The organism is Kibdelosporangium persicum (assembly GCF_013280595.1).
Lineage (GTDB): Bacteria > Actinomycetota > Actinomycetes > Mycobacteriales > Pseudonocardiaceae > Kibdelosporangium > Kibdelosporangium persicum.
Map to the genome: position 1 here is coordinate 21065 of NZ_JAAATY010000049.1, position 17342 is coordinate 38406.

Below are 17342 nucleotides of genomic sequence, written 5' to 3' on the forward strand. Positions count from 1 at the left end.
ACGCCGCTCATGGCCTACTGGGCACACCGGCCTCATTGGTTTCACGCAGCAGTGCGGTGCAGTGGTCACCTGCCCGGAAGATCGGGTTGGCCAGGACGTCTCTCAGCAGTTCGACGGTCGTGCGGATACCGGGTCCACCAATGCGGAACTCGCACAGCGCCCGATTCATCCGGGCGAGGGCCTGCTCGCGGTCCGCTGCCCAGACGATCACCTTGGCCAGCAACGAGTCGTACTGCGGCGGCACTCGCCAGCCCGGATAGGCGTGCGTGTCCACCCGGACGAACGGACCGCCCGGCGGCACGAACTCGGTCAGCTCACCCGGGCATGGCGCGAAGTCCCGGCTGGGGTCCTCCGCGTTGACCCGGCATTCCATCGCCACGCCCCACGGACGTACACCGTCCTGGGTAACCGAAAGCGGCAGGCCGGCGGCGACCCGGATCTGTTCGCGGACCAGGTCGATGCCGGTGACCATCTCGGTGACCGGGTGCTCGACCTGGATGCGGCAGTTGACTTCGATGAAGGCGGCTTGCCGTCCGTCGACGAGGAACTCGAACGTGCCCGCCCCGGTGTAGCCTGCCGCCCGCACGCCTCGCACCGCGGCCTCGGCGAGCCTGGCCCGCATCTGCGGGTCCAGCGCCGGAGCCGGGCTTTCCTCGATGAGCTTCTGGTGTCTGCGTTGCACCGAGCAGTCCCGTTCGCCCAGCTGGACGACGTTGCCGTGGTTGTCAGCGAGCACCTGCACCTCGACGTGCCGTGCCCGCTCCCAGAACCGCTCCAGGTACACCCGTTCGTCGCCGAAGACGGCGCGCGCCGCGGCCCGGGTGGACCGGAACGCGGGCAGCAAGTCGTCCCATTCCCGCACCACCGCCATGCCGCGTCCACCGCCGCCCGCCGACGCCTTGATGATCACCGGCAGCCCGATCCGCTTCGCCGTGGTGACCACCTCGGCCGGGTCGCTCAACGCCTGGGTCGATCCTGGCACCACCGGCAACCCCGCCTTGTCCATCAACTCACGGGCCATCACCTTGTCGCCAAGCCGCGCCATGACCTCGGGCCGGGGGCCGATGAACGTGATGCCGCTACGCGCGCAGATCTCCGCGAAGTCCGGATCTTCCGACAGGAAGCCGTATCCGGGATGTATCGCCTGCGCGCCGGTACGCAGCGCCGCCTCGATGATCATCGGCGGGTAGAGGTAGCTTCGCTTGGGCGCGCCGGGACCGATCTGCACCGTCTCGTCGGCCGCCAGCACGGCCGCCGAGTCGCGGTCGGCGGTGGAGTGGACGACGACCGTCCGGATGCCCATCTCCCGGCACGTGCGCACCACCCGAAGCGCGATCTCGCCGCGGTTGGCCACCAGGACCTTGTCGAACAGCGGTCTGCCCGGATCGGCGGGCACTGCCGGATTGGACACCTCGCTCACTCTCCGGTTCGTGGCTCCAGTCGCAGCAGCGGCTGGCCGTATTCGACCGATTCCCCGTCAACGGCAAGGATCTCCGTCACGCGGCCTGCCTCCTCCGCGACAATCGCGTTCATCAGCTTCATCGCCTCCACGATGGCGACCTGCTGGCCCGGTTCGACGTCGTCGCCGACCTCGACGAACGGCCTGGCGCCGGGTTCGGCCGCCCGGTAGAAGGTCCCGACCAGGGGAGTGCACAACTCGCGCAGCCCGTTGTCCGACCGGCTCGGCTTGGCCGGCGTGGCCGTGGAGGCCGTTTCCCCGCTCGGCGCAGCGGGCCACTCGACCTCGATGCTCGCGCAACCGAACCGCACGCGGGCCCGGCTCGGCACCAACGGTGCGGCCCGCACGATCTCGGTGAGACTGCGGCTGAGCAGATCCATCGCGCCTTCCACGCCGATTCTGGCAACGTCCATCTCCAGTGACCGCATGACGTCGATCTCGGTATCCCGCGTGCCGCTCATCGACCCGCTCCCGCGAAGCTCGCCGTTCCGAACCGGCGGAACTTCGCCCGCCGGGTGGCCACCAGCTCTCCGCCGGTGCGCGCACGCAGGTCGCGCAGCGCACACACCACGGCGTCGCGGACCAACAGGCTTGCCCGGGCCGGGTCTCGGTGCGCGCCGCCTCGCGGCTCAGGGATCACGCCGTCGACCAAGCCGAGCCGCAGCAGGGACTGGGCGTCCAACCGCAGCGCCGCGGCGGCGTCGGCGGCGGCATCCGGGCTACGCCAGAGGATCGCGGCGCATCCCTCCGGACTGATCACCGAGTAGATGGCGTTCTCGGCCAGCAGCACGCGGTCGCCGGCGGCCAGGGCCAGCGCACCGCCGCTGCCGCCTTCCCCGGTGATCACACTGACCACGGGCACCGGCAGGCCGCCGAGGACGCGCAGACACTCCGAGATCGCGTTCGCCTGGCCGTGCCGCTCCGCGTCAAGGCCGGGATGCGCGCCCGGCGTGTCGATCAGCGTGACCACCGGCACACGCAGCTTCGCGGCCAGCCGCATCAACCTCGCCGCCTTGCGATACCCGGCGGGGGTCGGCATGCCGAAGTTGCGTCGCACCAGCTCGTCGGTGGTGTGCCCTTTCTGGTGCCCGATCACCATGACGGGCAGGCCGTCCACAGTGGCCAGTCCGCCGACCATGGCCGGGCAGTCCGCACCTGCGCGATCCCCGTGCAGTTCCAGGAAACCGTCGAACCAGGTCGCGCCGTGGTCCAGAATGGTCGGCCGGGCCGGCTGCCTGGCCAGGTCGATCACGTGCTGGATGTCCTTGGGCTCCAGCAGGTCGGGGTCGCGCACGACCGGGTCGGTCTCGCCGCGGCCCCAACCGGCGGCGATCGGCCGGGTGCTGCCGAGCAGCATGCCCAGGACTTGCGGTAGCTCCGTGCGACCCCGTACGTCGTCGACCAGACCGTGTCGCAGCAGGAACTCCGCGGACTGGAAGCCCTCCGGCAGTCGCTGCCGGATCGTCTGCTCGATCACCCGGGGACCGGCGAATCCCATTCTGGCGCCCGGTTCGGCGATGATCACGTCGGAGAGGGTCGCGAACGACGCCGCCACACCACCGAACGTGGGGTCGGTGACCAACGTGACGGTGAGCAGCCCGGCTTCGTCCAACGCGGCCATGGCGTTGCTGGTCTTGGCCATCTGTACCAGGGACAGCACGCCCTCCTGCATCCGCGCTCCACCCGACGCGGTCACAAGCACGAGCGGGATGCCGTGCGCGAGCGCTGTGTCCGCCGCGGTCGCCACGGCTTCTCCGGCGCCGACGCCCATACTGCCGCCGAGGAAGCGGAAGTCCATGGCGGCCACCACGACCGAGTTACCGCGCACCGCGCCGCGCACGACGTACACCGCTTCGTCCAGCCCAGTCACCCGCTCGGCCTTCGCCAGGCGTTGTGCGTACGGCACCAGGTCGGTGAACCCGAGGGGGTCGCGCGTGGTGGGAGCCGGTTCGACCGGTTTCCCGGAGCCGACGTCGAGTAGCTGGCCGACGCGGTCCCGAGCGCTCAGCGGCGCGTGCCAGCCGCATACGTAACACACCTGCGCGAGACGTTCGAATCGGCTGCGGTACAACAGGGACCGGCATTTGACGCAAACCAGCCAGTCATTGCCGGCCGCGGCGGCGTCCCCGGTCTCATCCCGCGTGCGGTTCGCCATCGTGGTCATGTCGGGTCGTCCCCTCGTTCGTCGGCGTTCCGGACGTGCTGGCGGCTACCTCTGGCAACGGGCATGGGTGCCAGCACAGGGCGATGCCGGTGTAGGTCAATGCGTCCAGCAGTACGCCGCCGAACGCCCGCCACCGCTCGTGCGGTCTTCCCTCGTCTTCGGGCGTCGGTAGGCGCATCACGCGAAATTCCCGTCAGCTCGTCCGGTAGGAAGCCGTCACCTGGTACAGGCCGAACGGATTCGGCATCGTCGTGTCCCGGTATGGCCGCAGCGGAGCCGTCTGGTTGCGGTGTTCCGAGCTCTTCTCCCACTCCTGGAAGGCGTCCAGGTTCCGCCATGCGCTGAGCACGACGAATCCGTTCGGGTCGGCTACCGAGTGCAGCAGTTCGTTGCCGAGCAGGCCTGGCACCGATTCGAGCCGAGTACTCGTCAGGTGGTAGGCCGCCTCGATGCCGGAGAGGTCGTTCGTCGCGTGGTAGAGCAGCACCCGTACTTCGCCGGTCATCGAGCCGCCTCCCATTCCTGGTGGCTCTTCCCGTTCGCGTCGCCAGGCAGATACGTGACGACGCGCATGGTGGTCATCGAGCCGCCGGAACGGTAGGGGTGCAGCTTCTTCCGATGGTTCAGGTGCCGGTCGCTGGTCTCGAACTCGCGGAACCGCGGTTCGTCCACCCAGTCGCTGACGATGTAGTAGACGCCCGCCTCGTCGCCGCGAGCGAGCCATTGGCCGAGGTTCGCCGGATGCGAGGTGACCGAGTCGCCGATCTCCCGCCACACCCGCTCGAACTCGTTCTCCATGCCGGGCTTGATGTCCATCCGCAGCATCACCCGGAAGACACCCTCGGGCATCATCACGCGATCCCGCCGTCCACCGCGACGACCGCGCCCGTGACGTACCGGGACAGGTCGGCGGCCAGCCAGAGCACCGCGCCCGCCACCTCGTCCGGTGTGCCGAGCCTGCCGAGCGAGGTCTTCTCGGTGTAGCGCTTGATCATCGGCTCGCGCTGCTCGGCCGGCAGCGCGTCCATCGCCTCGGTGTGGATCATGCCGAGGGACAGGACGTTGAACCGGATTCCCTGACCGCCGAACTCCCGCGCCAGGCTCCGGGTCAGACCGTGCAGCGCGGCCTTGGTCGCGGTGTAGTGCGCCCGGAGCGGAATGCCCACGTCGATGGACTTGGAACTGATGCTGATCACCGAGCTGCCTTCGCCCAGCAGCGGCAGCGCGTGCTGGATCACCAGGTGCACGGCGGTCAGGTTGGTGGCGAGCGTGCGCTGCCAATCCGCCAACGGCAGTTCCTCGTACGGCACATGGCTGATCACGGCGGCGTTGTTGACCACCAGGTCGAGCCGGCCGAACCGGGACTCGCACTCGTGCAGCAGGTCCGCGATCTCCACCGGCTCGGCGAGGTCCGCGCGCAGCACGTGATGATGTCCGCCGATCTCCTTGAGTTCCCGGACGAGTGAGGCCGACGCTTCACTTTCCTGCCGGTAGCAGGTGATGACGTCGACCCCGTTGCGCGCCAACGCCAGCACGATGCCGCGACCGACGCCGCGCGTTCCTCCGGTCACCAGTGCCTTCTTGCCCACCAGATCGAGATCCATGTCGTCCTCCGCGTTCTGTCGTTCATCCACGGGTCACAGCAGGAGACCTACGGCGACGCAATTGGTCAGCAGGGCGAGCGTCGACAGTGCTGTCCGGGCCCGGTTCCAGGCGCCCCAGTCCCGGCGCGGGTCGCGTTCGGCGAAGTCGTCGGGCAGATCGTCCGGGTTCTGCGCCTGGATCCACGCGTTCACCGGAACGTTCTTCACCAACGAGATCGCGACCGTGCCCAGCGCCGCCACCGCGGCGCCGAGGAACAGCACTCGTGCGCCCAAGTCGGGCGTGACCACGGCGATGAGCACGTCACCGATCACTGTGATCACCAGGCAGGCCGGCATGAAGGGGTCGAACCGAGTGGAGAAGAACGCGTGTGCGTGCACGTAACGGTCAGGAGGCAGGCTTTCCAGCAACGGCCACCCGCCGAGCAGCGTGCCCACCAGCACTCCGGCCGCGAGGCCGTTGGCCAGCAACACGAGTGGTACCAGGATTTCGAGCACGTTCACCTCCGACGGTTCGATCGGGTCCCCGCGCGTCAGGTGACAGCGGCCCGGTCGGACACGGCCGCCGCCTCGACCTTCTGCTTGATGAGTCGCATCTGCACAGGGGTGTTGTGGTTGAGCCGCGCCTGCATGGCCATGTCGTCCACCGGCGCCTGCGGCTTCATCTCGAAGTCCTGCACCCAGCGCATCCGCACGCCGTTGTCGGTCTGCAGGTATTCCCAGTAGATCCACATGTACTTGAACGGCCCGGTCTCGATGCGCTGGGACCGTACGGTTCTGGTCGACTCGTCCGGCGTGCGCGCGGACACCCAGCTCCATATCTTGCCGTTCTCGTCCGGATGCAGCGCGAGCCGGAAGACGATGGTCCCGTCACGCCGGGAGAGAATCTCCGCCTCCGAGTACTCGCTGAACAGCCGAGGCCACGACTCGATGTCGTTGGTCATGTCCCAGACCAGGTCCATCGGTGCGTCGATGACGATCTCGTTGTCGGTGTGTCCCGCCACGTCAAACCCTCGCCTTCGCCACCATGGTGTTGATGAACTCGACGGCTCTGGCAGGCGTCGGCATCTCCGACGCGGCGTCGTCGGAGATCTGGACGCCGTACCTGCGCCCGACCTGCCCACACAGCTCCAGCACCGCGAGGGAGTCGTACCCCAGGTCGTCGAACTCCACGTCGGCGATGTCGCCGTCGAGGTCCACGCCCTCGTCGACACCCGTACTGGCTCGCATGATCTCCCGCAGATCGTCCAAAGTGAACTCGCTCATCCGCACTCTCCCTCCGCTCTGTCGGCTTCCGGCCGCCTGAGCACGAGCGCCGCGTTGAACCCGCCGTGGCCCCTGGCCACGACGAGCGCCGTGTTCAGCCGGGCGTCCCGTGGCTGATCTGTCACCAGGTCGATCTCGCACCCGGCCGCCAGGTGCGTCGGCCCGGCCGTATGCGGGATGACGCTGTCGCACAGGGACAGCAGCGCGGTCGCGACATCCAACGCGGCGCCCCCGCCGTAAAGCCGGCCGGTCAACGTCTTCGGCACGGTCACCGGCACCCCACGCGGGCCGAAAACCTCCGCCAGGGCCCGGGCCTCGGCCAGGTCCGCTTCGGGGACCCCGGCGCCGTCGGCGAACACGACGTCCACATCGGCCGGTCCGACATCCGCGTCCGCCAGTGCGCGCTCGATCGTGCGGCGCAACGCGGGCGGCCGGTCCGATCCTGGCGGAGGGTCGAAACCCGCCGCGTATCCCGCGATGATCCCGTAGCCGTGGCCCATCCCGCGGGCGGCGGCACCAGCCGCGCTTTCCAGCACCAGGATCGCCCCGCCCTCACCCGGCAGATAACCGGACGCGGCGGCGTCGAACGGGAGATAAGCCCGTGCTGGGTCCTCCACAGTGGACAGGTGGCCGTTGGTCAGCTGCGCGACGAGGCCGTAGGGGCACAACGACGCGTCAGTGCCGCCGCTGACCACCAGCCGGGAACCTGTCCGCAGCAGTCGCCGGGCCTGTCCGAGCGCGTCCAGCCCACCGGCCTGCTCACAGCACAGCACTCCGCAAGGGCCCCGCATACCGTGCCGGATGGAAATTTGCCCTGTAGTCGCCGCGTAGAACCAGGCGATCGACTGGTACGCGCCGACCCAGGACGGGCCGTTGAGGTACAGCCGTTCCATCTCGTGCTGGCCGAACTCGGTCCCGCCCGACGAACTCGACGTGACCACGGCCATCTCGTACTCGGGCAGCTCGGCCGGATCGATCCGCGCGTCGGCGAGCGCGGCAGCGGCCGCCGCCAAGCCGAGGTGCGTCCAGTGGTCGGTCTGCGGGATCAGCCGGCCCGGTACGTGGTCCTTGGCGGCGAACCCGGGCACCTGACCGGCGAACCGCACCGGATAGGACGTCGGATCAAAACGGTTGATCCGGCTTATCCCCGACTTGCCCGCCAGTACCGCGTGCCAGTGTGCCTCGACGCCGGCTCCGGTCGGTGCCAGCACACCGATGCCGGTCACCACGGGATCGGTGACCGTCCCGGACGTGCTCGTCACCGCGCCTTTCCCGGTAGGCATCGGGATGCTTTTCACCACGTCCCCACACTCGCTTTCCGGTCTGGAGACCATCTCGAAACCGGCTCGACGGCACTCAGGTGGTCCTGTTGGGGGAGGGAGCCGATCCCGGCGTGTCACGGACGCTACGGGCGGCGGCAGACGACCAGGGTGTCGTAGTCGCCGAGTGGCTCGGCGTGGAACCGGGTGAAGCCGGCGCCGGCCGCGTGTTCCCGGATCTCGCCGGCCGGGTACTCCGAGCCGCCGTCGCTGACCAGCAGCATGTCCAGGCTGATCACGAGGTTCTCCACGTGGGTCGGCTCCTCGTCCAGCATCCGGTCGTAGACCAGCAGCGCCCCACCGGGGAGTACCGCCTCGCATGCCCTGTGGACCAGCGTTTTCCGGTGTTCCTGGTCGAAGTCGTGCAGGACGTGGCCGAGGATCACCAGGTCGGCCCGGGGGAGCGGGTCGTGGAAGAAGTTGCCGCCGTGGAAGCGCACTTCGCCGGTGAGGCCCAGGGCGGCCATGTGCTCGTCGAAGAACGGCTCCATCTGTGGCAGGTCCAGGACATGACCGGTCAGCCCGGGATGTGCCTTGACGATCTGGCCTGCCATGTTGCCCCGGCAGCCGCCGACGTCCAGCACGGTCCGGTATCCCGTCCAGTCGAACGCCTCGATCAGTCGCGGCCCGAGCACCTGCGTCAGCGCGTCCATCATGCGGACGAACTGGCCGAGCACCTCCGGGTTCCGGAGCACCTGCTCGAAGTCGCCTGCCGCCTGGGGCTTACCGGTCCGCAGTGCTTCGGTCAGCCTGCCCCACGCCGGATACAGGTTGTTGTTGGCCCGGTGGAGGAATCCGCCGACATAGGTCGGCATGTGCCGGACCAGGTAGCGGTCCGCGCCCGGGGCGTTGCGGTAGTGGCCGTCCTGTTTCTCCACCAGGCCCAGCGCGACCAGCAACTGAAGGAAGTCACGCAGCCCGCGGCCGTGCAACTCGAGCCGCAGGCGGATCTCCTCTTCGGTCAACGGGCCCGCGTGCAGAACGGTGAACAGGTCGAGCTCCGCCGCGGTGAGCAACGCTTTTGCATCGCAGAACGCGTTGCAGAGCCGGATGATTCCGGCCGGGGTGCTGACGTCGGGAACGGTGTTCGTCATTCGTGCGGCTCCCTTTCTGGCGAATTCGGCCGGCCAGGCGCCATGCCGAGTCGAGCGGGAACGTTCGCATCGCGTGGTGGAGGCGTGCTCGAAGGCGTGCGGAAAGTCCTCAGTGGACTCGGTGGGCGGGTCCTCGACCACGGTTCGAGTACCGGACCAGCCGCCGTTGACAGCATCGGACGCCGGCCGAACGCAGGAAGAGGTGGCATCCAGTGGACCAGGGGTTGCGTGGCAAACGAGTGTTGGTCACCGGCGGTACCAAGGGGATCGGACGGGCGACGACGCTCGCCTTCGCCCGTGCCGGTTCGCGGGTGATCACCTGCCACCACAGCGCGGACGAGGCGGCGGAAAGCCTCAGCAGGCAGCTCAAGACGCTCGGTGACGAGCATCGGGTGGTGCGTGCCGACGCGACCAACAGGCCCGAGGTGGAGCGGCTGGCCGAGGTGGTGCGGACCGAGTTCGACAAGCTCGACGTGCTGGTCAACAACGTCGGCGTGGACGGCGGCGTCCCGTTCGGGCACATCGACGACGACGAGTGGCACCGGTTGATCGACCACAACCTCACCACCGCGTTCCTGGTCACCCAGGCGATGCTCGATCTGTTGACGGACGGCGCGTCCATCGTGAACGTCGGCTCCTCCGTCGCGCTGCGCGGACGGGTCAACGGCGTGCACTACACCGCCTCGAAGGCCGCGCTGCTCGGCTTCACCCGTGGACTGTGCAAGGAAGTCGGTCCGCGTGGCATCCGGGTCAACATCGTCGCGCCTGGGCTCACCGAGACCGAACCGGGCGCCGGATTGCCGCCGCAGGCAGTCGAACGCATAGTCGGGATGACCGCGCTCGGCCGCATCTGCCAGCCGGAGGACGTGGCCGGCGCGGTGTTGTTCCTGGCCGGTGACACAGCCCGCTACATCAGTGGAGCCACGCTCAATGTGGACGGCGGGGTGTGATGGGTGGCGGAGCATCACGACGCGGGCTGCGCGTCGTCGTGATCGGCGGTGGCGTGGGCGGGCTCTGTCTGGCTCAGGGACTGCGGCAGGCCGGCGTCCACGTCGAGGTGTACGAACGAGACGAGTCCGTGCGCGGCCGCAACCAGGGCTATCGCCTCCACATCAGCCCCGAGGGCGAGCAGGCGTTGCGTGACTGCCTGCCTCGTCCGGTGCGGGAATTGCTCGTGGCCACCGCGAACAGCCGGTACGGCTACGGCATGGCCGTGTACGACGAGCATTTGGTCGAGCAATGGGGTCCGGAGATCAACGACCCGAGAGCGGATCGGCCGGAGAAGGTGGACGCGGTCGACCGGGTCACGCTGCGCCGGGTGCTGCTGGCGGGTCTGCACGACGTGGTGCGCTTCGGCAGGCGGTTCACCCACTACGAACGGCCGGTGGGCGGTGGCGTGGTGGCGCACTTCGCCGATGGCGACGCGGTCAGGGCAGACGTGCTGGTGGCGGCGGACGGCAGCAACTCGGTGGTACGTCGCCAACAGGGAGACCTCGGCGAGCCACGCGATCTGGGAGTTCGCACGGTCTTCGGCCGCATCCCGATGACCGGCGCACTGCGTCGTGGTGTCCCCGAGGTCCTGCAGGACCGGTTCACGTGGGTGATCGGCTCGGACGGGCACAAGCTCGGCCTGATGCCGATGGTGTATCGCGTCAAGCCCAGGCAGGCGGCGGCGAAGCTGTGGCCGGGGTACGAATTCGACGACACCGGGGACTACTTCATGTCGGTGTTCTCCATGCACCGCAGTGCCACAGGCATGGCCGACCGCGAGTTCCTGACGATGAGCGGCGCGCGGCTGTGGGAACTGGTGGTGGAACGCACCTCGGGCTGGCATCCGGCGCTGCGCACCATTCTGCGCTACGCGGACGTGTCGGAGACCTTTCCGGTCGCCGTGCGGGCGACCGCCCCGATCGAGCCGTGGGCACCGGGAAACGTCATCCCGCTCGGCGACGCCGTGCATGCGATGCCGCCGTCCGGAGGCGTCGGCGCGAACACGGCCATGCGTGACGCCAGCACGTTGACCCGATGGCTCCGCGCGGTGGATCGAGGCGAGTGCTCGGTGTCCGAGGCATCGGAGAACTACCAGGCGGAGATGCTCGGCTACGCCACCGAGGCGGTGGCGATGTCGTTGCGAGTGGCGAAGTGGTCGCTGAAGCGGATCGATTTCGACGAGTCGGTGCTGGCGACCGCGTGAACAGTCCCCAGGGAACGGACAACAGGAGAGATCACGATGGACGTTGGAGTGGGCCTGCCGAACACCGTTCCCGGTACGGACGGCCGTCAGCTGGTCGAGTTCGCCCGCCGGGCGGACGAGCTGGGATTCAGCACGTTGGCGGTGCTTGACCGGTTGGTGTACGACAGCTACGACAGCCTTGTCTCGCTGGCTGCCGCAGCCGCGGTGACCGAGCGCATCACGCTGGCGCCGACGATCCTGCTGGCCGCGTACTGGCCGAGCGCGGCGTTGCTGGCCAAGCAACTCGCCAGCATCGACCGCGTCTCCGGTGGGCGGCTGGTGGTCGGCGTCGCGGCGGGCGCGCGGGAGGACGACTTCCGGGCGACCGGAGTGTCCTACCGGACCCGGGGCAGGTGGCTGGACGAACTGCTCAACGAGCTCGGCAAGGTGTGGGCCGGTGCCGGACCCGTGCCGGGCATCGGTCCACGGCCGGTGAACGACCAGCGCGTTCCACTGTGGATCGGCGGTAACTCGCCCGCAGCGTTCCCGCGTGCCGCGAAGCACGGCATCGGCTGGGTCTCCGGTGGTGGCCCGATCGCCAAGTTCCCGGCACTGGCCGAACAGGTGCGCGATGCCTGGAAGGCCGAGGGTCGTACCGACACACCGAAACTGGGTGCGCTCACCTACGTGGCGCTTGGCGCGGATCGCAAGAAGACGGGCGGGGAGTACCTGCTCGACTACTACTCCTACATGGGCGAGAAGGCGCAGTTCCTCGCGTCCGGCGTGATCGCGGACGAGGACAGGCTGCGCGACACGATCGATGGCTACGCCGAGGCGGGGTGTGACGAGTTGCTGCTTTTTCCGTGCACAGCGGACGTGGAGCAACTCGACCTCATCGCCAAGGTCGCTTTGTCCGCCGGCGGACTGGGGCAAAGGAAGACGGCATGGTAGACGTGAGGGTTCCGGTGCTGGTCGTCGGTGCCGGGCCGGTGGGTCTGTCCACCGCTCTTTTCCTGGCACACCACGGTGTGCGTTCGCTGGTGGTGGAGAAAAGGGACGGCACGTCGACGCTGCCCCGCGCGCCCGGGCTACAGGCCCGCACGATGGAGCTGTTCCGGGCGGCCGGGGTCAACAAGGAGATCCGCGCACTGGAAGTGGGCGACTCACACGGCTATTTCGAGGGCGGCATCCTGCAGGTCCGCACGTTCGCCGAGATCGACGACGCGATCGTGCTCGAAGCGCCGTCGCTGGACGGGCCGACCATCAGCCCGGAGCGGGTGATGGGCTGCGGGCAGGACCGCTACGAACGGGTTCTGGTGGACCTGACGCGCAGGGCAGGGGCGGAGGTGCGGTTCGCCACGCGCCTGCTGAGCTTCGACCAGGACGAGGACGGCGTGACCGCCATCGTCAAGGACGACGGGTCCGGCGAACGGATGACCGTCCGAGCGGAATACCTGGTCGGCGCGGACGGCGCCGGCAGCCGCACGCGGCAGCAGCTCGGTGTCGAACGCAGCGGCATCGGCACCGTGTTCGACGCGCTGAGCATCTACTTCCGCGCGCCGGAGCTGGAGAAGCTGCTCAAGGGCCGCAAGTTCATCCTGTGCTACGCGACGGCGGCGCCAGGCACACTGATGGGCCTGTCCCGGCTGCACGGCTGTGACCCGTGGCTGGCCGCACCGCTGTACTACCCGGACAAGGGCGAATCACCGGCCGACTACCCCGACGAGCGGTGCGTCGACATCGTGCGTACCGCTTCCGGGAAGGCGGACATGGACGTCGAGATCGTCGCCAAAGTTCCGTGGCAGGGTGCCCAGCTGGTGGCCGAGACCTTTCGGCGGGGCCGCGTGTTCCTGGCGGGCGACGCGGCGCACGTGCATCCACCGGCCGGTGGTTTCGGGGCCAACACAGGCATTCACGACGCCCACAACCTGGCATGGAAGCTCGCCGCGGTGCTGCGTGGCTGGGCCGGCGACGCGCTGCTGGACAGCTATGACGACGAACGACGCGGGGTGGGTGCGGCCATGGCACGCCAGGCGATGGTGCGAAACCGTATCCGGCATGGGCACGCGGACGAGGAAACGCTGGCGTCCATGGTGGACGACATCATCATCACTCTCGGGTACCGGTACAAGTCGGACGTGATCACCGGTGACCGCCAGGACGTCCCGGTACTCACCCCGGATCTTCAGCTGTCCGGCGAGCCCGGAACCCGCGCGCCGCACGTGTGGCTGGATCGTGACGGAGCCCGCATGTCCACAATCGACCTGTTCTGGGACGAGTTCGTGCTGCTGACCGGTTCGAGGGGAAGCGGCTGGGTGGAGAGCGCCGAGCGGGTCGCCAAGCAGCTGTCCGTTCCGGTGCGCGGGTTCGTGGTCGGCCAGGGCGGCGACATGGTGCCGGTCGACCGGGACTGGGCCACGGCCTACGGAGTGTCCGAGCAAGGCGCGGTCCTGGTGCGGCCGGACGCCTTCGTCGCCTGGCGCTCGCCCGGGTGGGTTGACGACCAGGACGGCATTCTGGCCGCGGCGCTCGCCCGGGCGAGTGGGCACGTGCCTGTCGAGAGGTGACGGCATGAGCAGGCGGGAGTCCACAGCGGACGGACCTGTTTCCCTTCGCACGATGCCGCGCTGGTACGTCACGTTGTTCTGCACCGACACACTCGAACGGTTCGGGTTCTACGGTATGCAGGCCATCCTCGTGCTGTACGCGGCGGCGCCCGAGTCCCGGGGCGGGCTCGGCCTGGCCACCGGCGACGCTGCCGCCTTGTTCGGCGCATGGATCAGCGTGATGTTCCTGCTGTCGTTGCCGGGCGGCTGGTTGGGCGACCGGGTGCTCGGCCAACGGCGTGCGCTGCTGGCAGGTTGCCTGATCAGCGGATTCGGCTATGTGTGCCTGGCGGTCCCGGCCGGCTGGACCACCGCGGCCGGGCTCGTTCTGCTGGCCGCGGGGGGAGGGCTGTTCAAACCGAACCACCAGGCCATGGTCAACCTGATGTTCGCGGGTCGCCGGGGCCGGGAGTCGGGCATTTCGCTGATGTACGTCGGAGTGCAGGTGTCCGCGCTGATCGCCCCGCTGCTGACCGGATACCTGGGCGAGCGGGTCAGCTGGCACCTCGCGTTCTCGATCGCGTCGGTGGCGGTGTTGCTCACCGCTGCTTTGCTGGCCGGCGCGGCCGGGCAGTTCCACGACGTGGGCGGCCGTCCGGAGCGTCCGCTGACAAGGCCCGAACGTGTTGTGGTGGCCCGCAGAACTGGAAGCGCTCTGCTGGCGTTGGCCGGGCTGCTGACCGTGCTGTGGCTGTGCGGTGTGCTCAGTGCGACGACGGCCATCGTGTGCGCGAGCGTGCTCGGTCTGGTCATCCCGGTGGTCGGCTATGTCGTGCTGTACCGGAATCCGGCGCTGGGCGCCGGTGATCGCCGCAGACTCAAGGGATTCCTGGCGGTGTTCCTCGGTGCCACGCTCTTCTGGATGATCATCGCGCACGCGGCCTCGCTGCTGAACCTGTTCGCACGGGACCATACCGACCTCACCGTGTTCGGGTTCGGCGTGCCGGCGAGCTGGCTGCAGTCCGCGACGCCGCTGTTCATCCTGGTGATCGCACCGCTGGTGGCTGTCGTGTTGCCGCGTTTCGGCGAGCGGTACCAGCTGGCGGTGAAGTTCGCCGTCGGACTGTTGCTGGTGGGTGGTGGTTTTCTGGTGATGGCGGTCGCCGCGGCGAACACCTCCGGCGGCGCGAAGGTCTCACCGCTGTGGCTGATCGCGGTCTACCTGATGCACGCCTGCGGCGAGGTGGTCATCGCGGCGGTCACCATTTCGTCGGCGGCCGACGTGCTGCCCAAACAGTTCATGGGGCGGATTCTGGGCATGCTGTGGCTGTTCGCCGCACTCGGCGGCGGGCTGGGCAGTGCTCTGGTGCGGCTGGGGGAGGTTGTCCCTGAGTCGGTGTACTACCTCGGTCTGGGCGGGGCGGCGACGCTCGCCGGTGCCGGCTTCGCGCTGTACCGCCGGAGTCTGAGCCGGGCGCTGGCGAAGGACAGCTCGCCGTACCAGCAGACCGAGCCGGTGCCGGCCAGGGAAATGTGATCCACCAACGAGAACGGAGTGAGCCGATGCCGTACGCCGCGATCACCTACCGCGTCAAACCGGGGCACGAGGACGAGATCGCCGACATCTTCGCGCAGTTCCAGCGCGTGGACACGCCGGACCTGCGGTACGAGGACGGCGGGCCCGCCGGTCGCCTGCTCGGCACTGCCGTGTTCGTCAAGGAGGACGTGATGGTGCGGATCATCCACTTCGAGGGTGATTTCGCCGTCATCGCCCGGCACATGGCGGCCCAGCGCGGCGTCCACCTGATCGAGCAGCAGCTGGCCCCGTACCTACAGCGGCAGCGGGACACCACCACTCCCCAGGCGTTCGGCCAGTACTTCAGGGACGCCACCATGCGCTGTGTCTCCCAGCTTTCGCTGGACACGCACCCGACGAAGGGATGAGCCGTGCCCGAAACGCCGACAGCGGTGATCGGACTGGGCGCGATGGGCTCCGGCATGGCCCGTTCGCTGCTTGCCGCGGGCTTCACCACCATCGTGTTCAACCGCACGGCCACGAAGGCCGAATCCTTGCGGCAGGCCGGTGCGATCGTCGCGGCGACAGCAGCGAACGCGGCGGCGGTCGCCGATGTCGTCCTGCTCAGTCTCGCCGACGAGGAGGCGGTTGAGCGTGTGCTGTTCGGTGAACTCGCCGGCCGGCTGCGGCCCGGCATGGTCGTGGTGGACACCTCGACGGTGTCGCCGGCGTTCTCGCGGGAGGCGGCGCGACGACTCGCCGAAGCGGGCGTGCGCCGGGTCGAGGCGTGTGTGATCGGCAATCCCATGATGGCCGCTACCGGGCAGCTGCGAGTCTTCACCGCGGGTAACGAGTCCGATGTGGATTCGGTGCACGACGTGTTGGTCGCGATCGGCCGGGAACACAGGCATCTTGGCCCGGCCGGCAATGCCTGCGTGCTGAAGCTGGCGTTCAACCTGTTGCTGGGTGTGCAGACCGTGGGGTTGGCCGAGGCGGTCGCGTTCGTCGAGGCGATGGGCATGGACCGGCGGCTGTTGCTGGACGCCTTCGCGGGCAGCGGATGGCATTCCCCGGTACTGGGCTTCCGTGCGGAGTTCATGCGCACGCGTAACTACCAGCCTGCGGCGTTCAGGGCGGCCCTGATGCTCAAGGACCTCAGCCTCGCGGGCAGAGAGGCCCACGCACAGGGCGTGGAACTACCGATTGTCGGGCGCGCGACCGAGATTCTCGCGTCTACTGTGGATGCCGGATACGGCGACGACGACGCGGCCGCCGTGGTCGAACTGCCGTTGCGGACCAACAGGGCTGATGCTCCAGCGGGCTCGGCGTGATCACGGATGTGCTGTCTGTGGCCGTGCTGGTCGGTAGCGGCGTCGTGGCCGGTGTGCTGTTCGCGGTGGCGCTGAGCGTGCTGCCCGCGCTGGTCGCGATGCCACCCGATCGGTACGTCTACACGCACCAGTTGATCGGCCGGCGGTGGGACCCCACCATGCCGATCATCGTGCTGTCGTCGATGACGGTCGACATCGCGCTGGCCGTCTTCGCCGAGGGACCGACGACGCTGTTCGTCGTCGCGGCAGTGCTACTGCTCGGGGTGTCGGTGGTCTCGCACTTCTGCAACGTGCCGATCAACCGCGTGGTCAAGTCGCTCGATCCGGCCGGCATCCCCGTCGGCTGGCGTGATCCCCGGCCGCTGTGGCGGCGCTGGCACCTCCTGCGCACCACGCTCGCCGTAGCCGCGGTAGTGGTCAACTCCGTCGCGGTGGTTCTCGGCTGAGCCGATTCCACGAAACGGTTCGTTGACCCGGCGCGACGCCGCTGCTCGGGTCAGGCGCGTGGCACGGTGAACTGGGTGATGCAGCGCAGTTGGCTTTCCCGGAAGGTACGCAGGAAGCCGTCGACGGTGCCGGTGTCCCTCGGCTTGTTCAGGTACGGCGCCAGTTTCCGTTCCACCTGGCGCACGCCGGGCTGGGTGGCCATGAACCGGGCCACCGCCTCCAGATCGCCCTCGTACTCGATGAACCGCACCAGCGTGCTGTCCCGGATGAAGACCGCAGTGGCCAGGATTCGGCCGGCCTGCTCGCCGTCGGCACCCGGAACCACAGTGCTCTTCGGGCGTTGGAAGTCGCCGAACACCTCGGCCACCTCGTCCTCGTACCCGCTTTTGATGTCGTAGGTGATGGCCGTGTACGGCATGGGAACTC

The 17342-nt window shown here is 68.7% G+C and carries 20 protein-coding genes; 8 read left to right on the forward strand and 12 right to left on the reverse strand.

Annotated features, from left to right (window positions below):
• Positions 1-7: 7 nt before the first annotated feature.
• The 11 genes from GC106_RS44100 to GC106_RS44150 form a co-directional block, all read right to left on the reverse strand.
• Positions 8-1372 (reverse strand): acetyl-CoA carboxylase biotin carboxylase subunit, encoded by a 1365-nt coding sequence (locus GC106_RS44100; protein WP_173142204.1) that lies wholly within the window; start codon positions 1370-1372, stop codon positions 8-10.
• 44 nt (positions 1373-1416) lie between these two features.
• Complete coding sequence (locus GC106_RS44105) at positions 1417-1920, reverse strand: acetyl-CoA carboxylase biotin carboxyl carrier protein (protein ID WP_246368204.1); 504 nt, start codon at positions 1918-1920, stop codon at positions 1417-1419.
• On the reverse strand, positions 1917-3623 hold the full coding sequence (gene accA, locus GC106_RS44110; RefSeq protein WP_312873381.1) for a carboxyltransferase subunit alpha: 1707 nt from the start codon (positions 3621-3623) through the stop codon (positions 1917-1919). Before accA ends, GC106_RS44105 begins: the two co-directional genes overlap by 4 nt.
• A gap of 193 nt (positions 3624-3816) precedes the next feature.
• Entirely contained in the window at positions 3817-4128 is a 312-nt protein-coding gene (locus GC106_RS44115; protein WP_173142176.1) for an antibiotic biosynthesis monooxygenase family protein, read from the reverse strand.
• Positions 4125-4475 carry an antibiotic biosynthesis monooxygenase family protein gene (locus tag GC106_RS44120; RefSeq protein ID WP_217281722.1) on the reverse strand — a complete coding sequence of 117 codons (351 nt, stop codon included), beginning with the start codon at positions 4473-4475 and terminating at the stop codon, positions 4125-4127. Before GC106_RS44120 ends, GC106_RS44115 begins: the two co-directional genes overlap by 4 nt.
• Positions 4475-5257 (reverse strand): SDR family NAD(P)-dependent oxidoreductase, encoded by a 783-nt coding sequence (locus GC106_RS44125; protein ID WP_312873383.1) that lies wholly within the window; start codon positions 5255-5257, stop codon positions 4475-4477. The genes GC106_RS44120 and GC106_RS44125 overlap by 1 nt, the downstream gene beginning before the upstream one ends.
• Positions 5258-5260: 3 nt before the next feature.
• On the reverse strand, positions 5261-5722 hold the full coding sequence (locus tag GC106_RS44130; protein WP_173142177.1) for an anthrone oxygenase family protein: 462 nt from the start codon (positions 5720-5722) through the stop codon (positions 5261-5263).
• Between the two features lie 35 nt (positions 5723-5757).
• On the reverse strand, positions 5758-6228 hold the full coding sequence (locus GC106_RS44135; protein ID WP_173142178.1) for an SRPBCC family protein: 471 nt from the start codon (positions 6226-6228) through the stop codon (positions 5758-5760).
• 1 nt (position 6229) lies between these two features.
• On the reverse strand, positions 6230-6490 hold the full coding sequence (locus tag GC106_RS44140; RefSeq protein WP_173142179.1) for an acyl carrier protein: 261 nt from the start codon (positions 6488-6490) through the stop codon (positions 6230-6232).
• Positions 6487-7773 (reverse strand): ketosynthase chain-length factor, encoded by a 1287-nt coding sequence (locus GC106_RS44145; RefSeq protein WP_173142180.1) that lies wholly within the window; start codon positions 7771-7773, stop codon positions 6487-6489. The genes GC106_RS44140 and GC106_RS44145 overlap by 4 nt, the downstream gene beginning before the upstream one ends.
• 122 nt (positions 7774-7895) lie before the next feature.
• Entirely contained in the window at positions 7896-8903 is a 1008-nt protein-coding gene (locus GC106_RS44150) for a methyltransferase (protein ID WP_173142181.1), read from the reverse strand.
• A 212-nt stretch (positions 8904-9115) separates the two neighbouring features.
• On the opposite strand from GC106_RS44150, the gene GC106_RS44155 reads away from it, so the two are divergent.
• The 8 genes from GC106_RS44155 to GC106_RS44190 are packed head-to-tail and all read left to right on the forward strand — an operon-like array spanning position 9116 to position 16915.
• Complete coding sequence (locus GC106_RS44155; protein ID WP_173142182.1) at positions 9116-9853, forward strand: SDR family NAD(P)-dependent oxidoreductase; 738 nt, start codon at positions 9116-9118, stop codon at positions 9851-9853.
• Positions 9853-11097 (forward strand): FAD-dependent oxidoreductase, encoded by a 1245-nt coding sequence (locus GC106_RS44160; protein ID WP_173142183.1) that lies wholly within the window; start codon positions 9853-9855, stop codon positions 11095-11097. Before GC106_RS44155 ends, GC106_RS44160 begins: the two co-directional genes overlap by 1 nt.
• Before the next feature lie 36 nt (positions 11098-11133).
• Complete coding sequence (locus GC106_RS44165; RefSeq protein WP_173142184.1) at positions 11134-12027, forward strand: LLM class flavin-dependent oxidoreductase; 894 nt, start codon at positions 11134-11136, stop codon at positions 12025-12027.
• The gene (locus GC106_RS44170) at positions 12021-13643 is read left to right on the forward strand and encodes an FAD-dependent monooxygenase (RefSeq protein ID WP_173142185.1); all 1623 of its coding nucleotides are present in this window, start codon (positions 12021-12023) and stop codon (positions 13641-13643) included. Before GC106_RS44165 ends, GC106_RS44170 begins: the two co-directional genes overlap by 7 nt.
• Before the next feature lie 4 nt (positions 13644-13647).
• On the forward strand, positions 13648-15159 hold the full coding sequence (locus GC106_RS44175; protein WP_173142186.1) for a peptide MFS transporter: 1512 nt from the start codon (positions 13648-13650) through the stop codon (positions 15157-15159).
• Positions 15160-15185: 26 nt separating this feature from the next.
• Entirely contained in the window at positions 15186-15566 is a 381-nt protein-coding gene (locus GC106_RS44180) for a SchA/CurD-like domain-containing protein (RefSeq protein WP_173142187.1), read from the forward strand.
• 3 nt (positions 15567-15569) lie between these two features.
• Positions 15570-16469 (forward strand): NAD(P)-dependent oxidoreductase, encoded by a 900-nt coding sequence (locus GC106_RS44185; RefSeq protein ID WP_312873386.1) that lies wholly within the window; start codon positions 15570-15572, stop codon positions 16467-16469.
• Complete coding sequence (locus GC106_RS44190) at positions 16466-16915, forward strand: anthrone oxygenase family protein (RefSeq protein WP_312873387.1); 450 nt, start codon at positions 16466-16468, stop codon at positions 16913-16915. The genes GC106_RS44185 and GC106_RS44190 overlap by 4 nt, the downstream gene beginning before the upstream one ends.
• Positions 16916-16965: 50 nt before the next feature.
• Here the strand turns inward: GC106_RS44190 and GC106_RS44195 are convergent, their stop codons facing one another.
• Entirely contained in the window at positions 16966-17334 is a 369-nt protein-coding gene (locus tag GC106_RS44195) for a SchA/CurD-like domain-containing protein (protein WP_173142188.1), read from the reverse strand.
• Between the last annotated feature and the right edge of the window lie 8 nt (positions 17335-17342).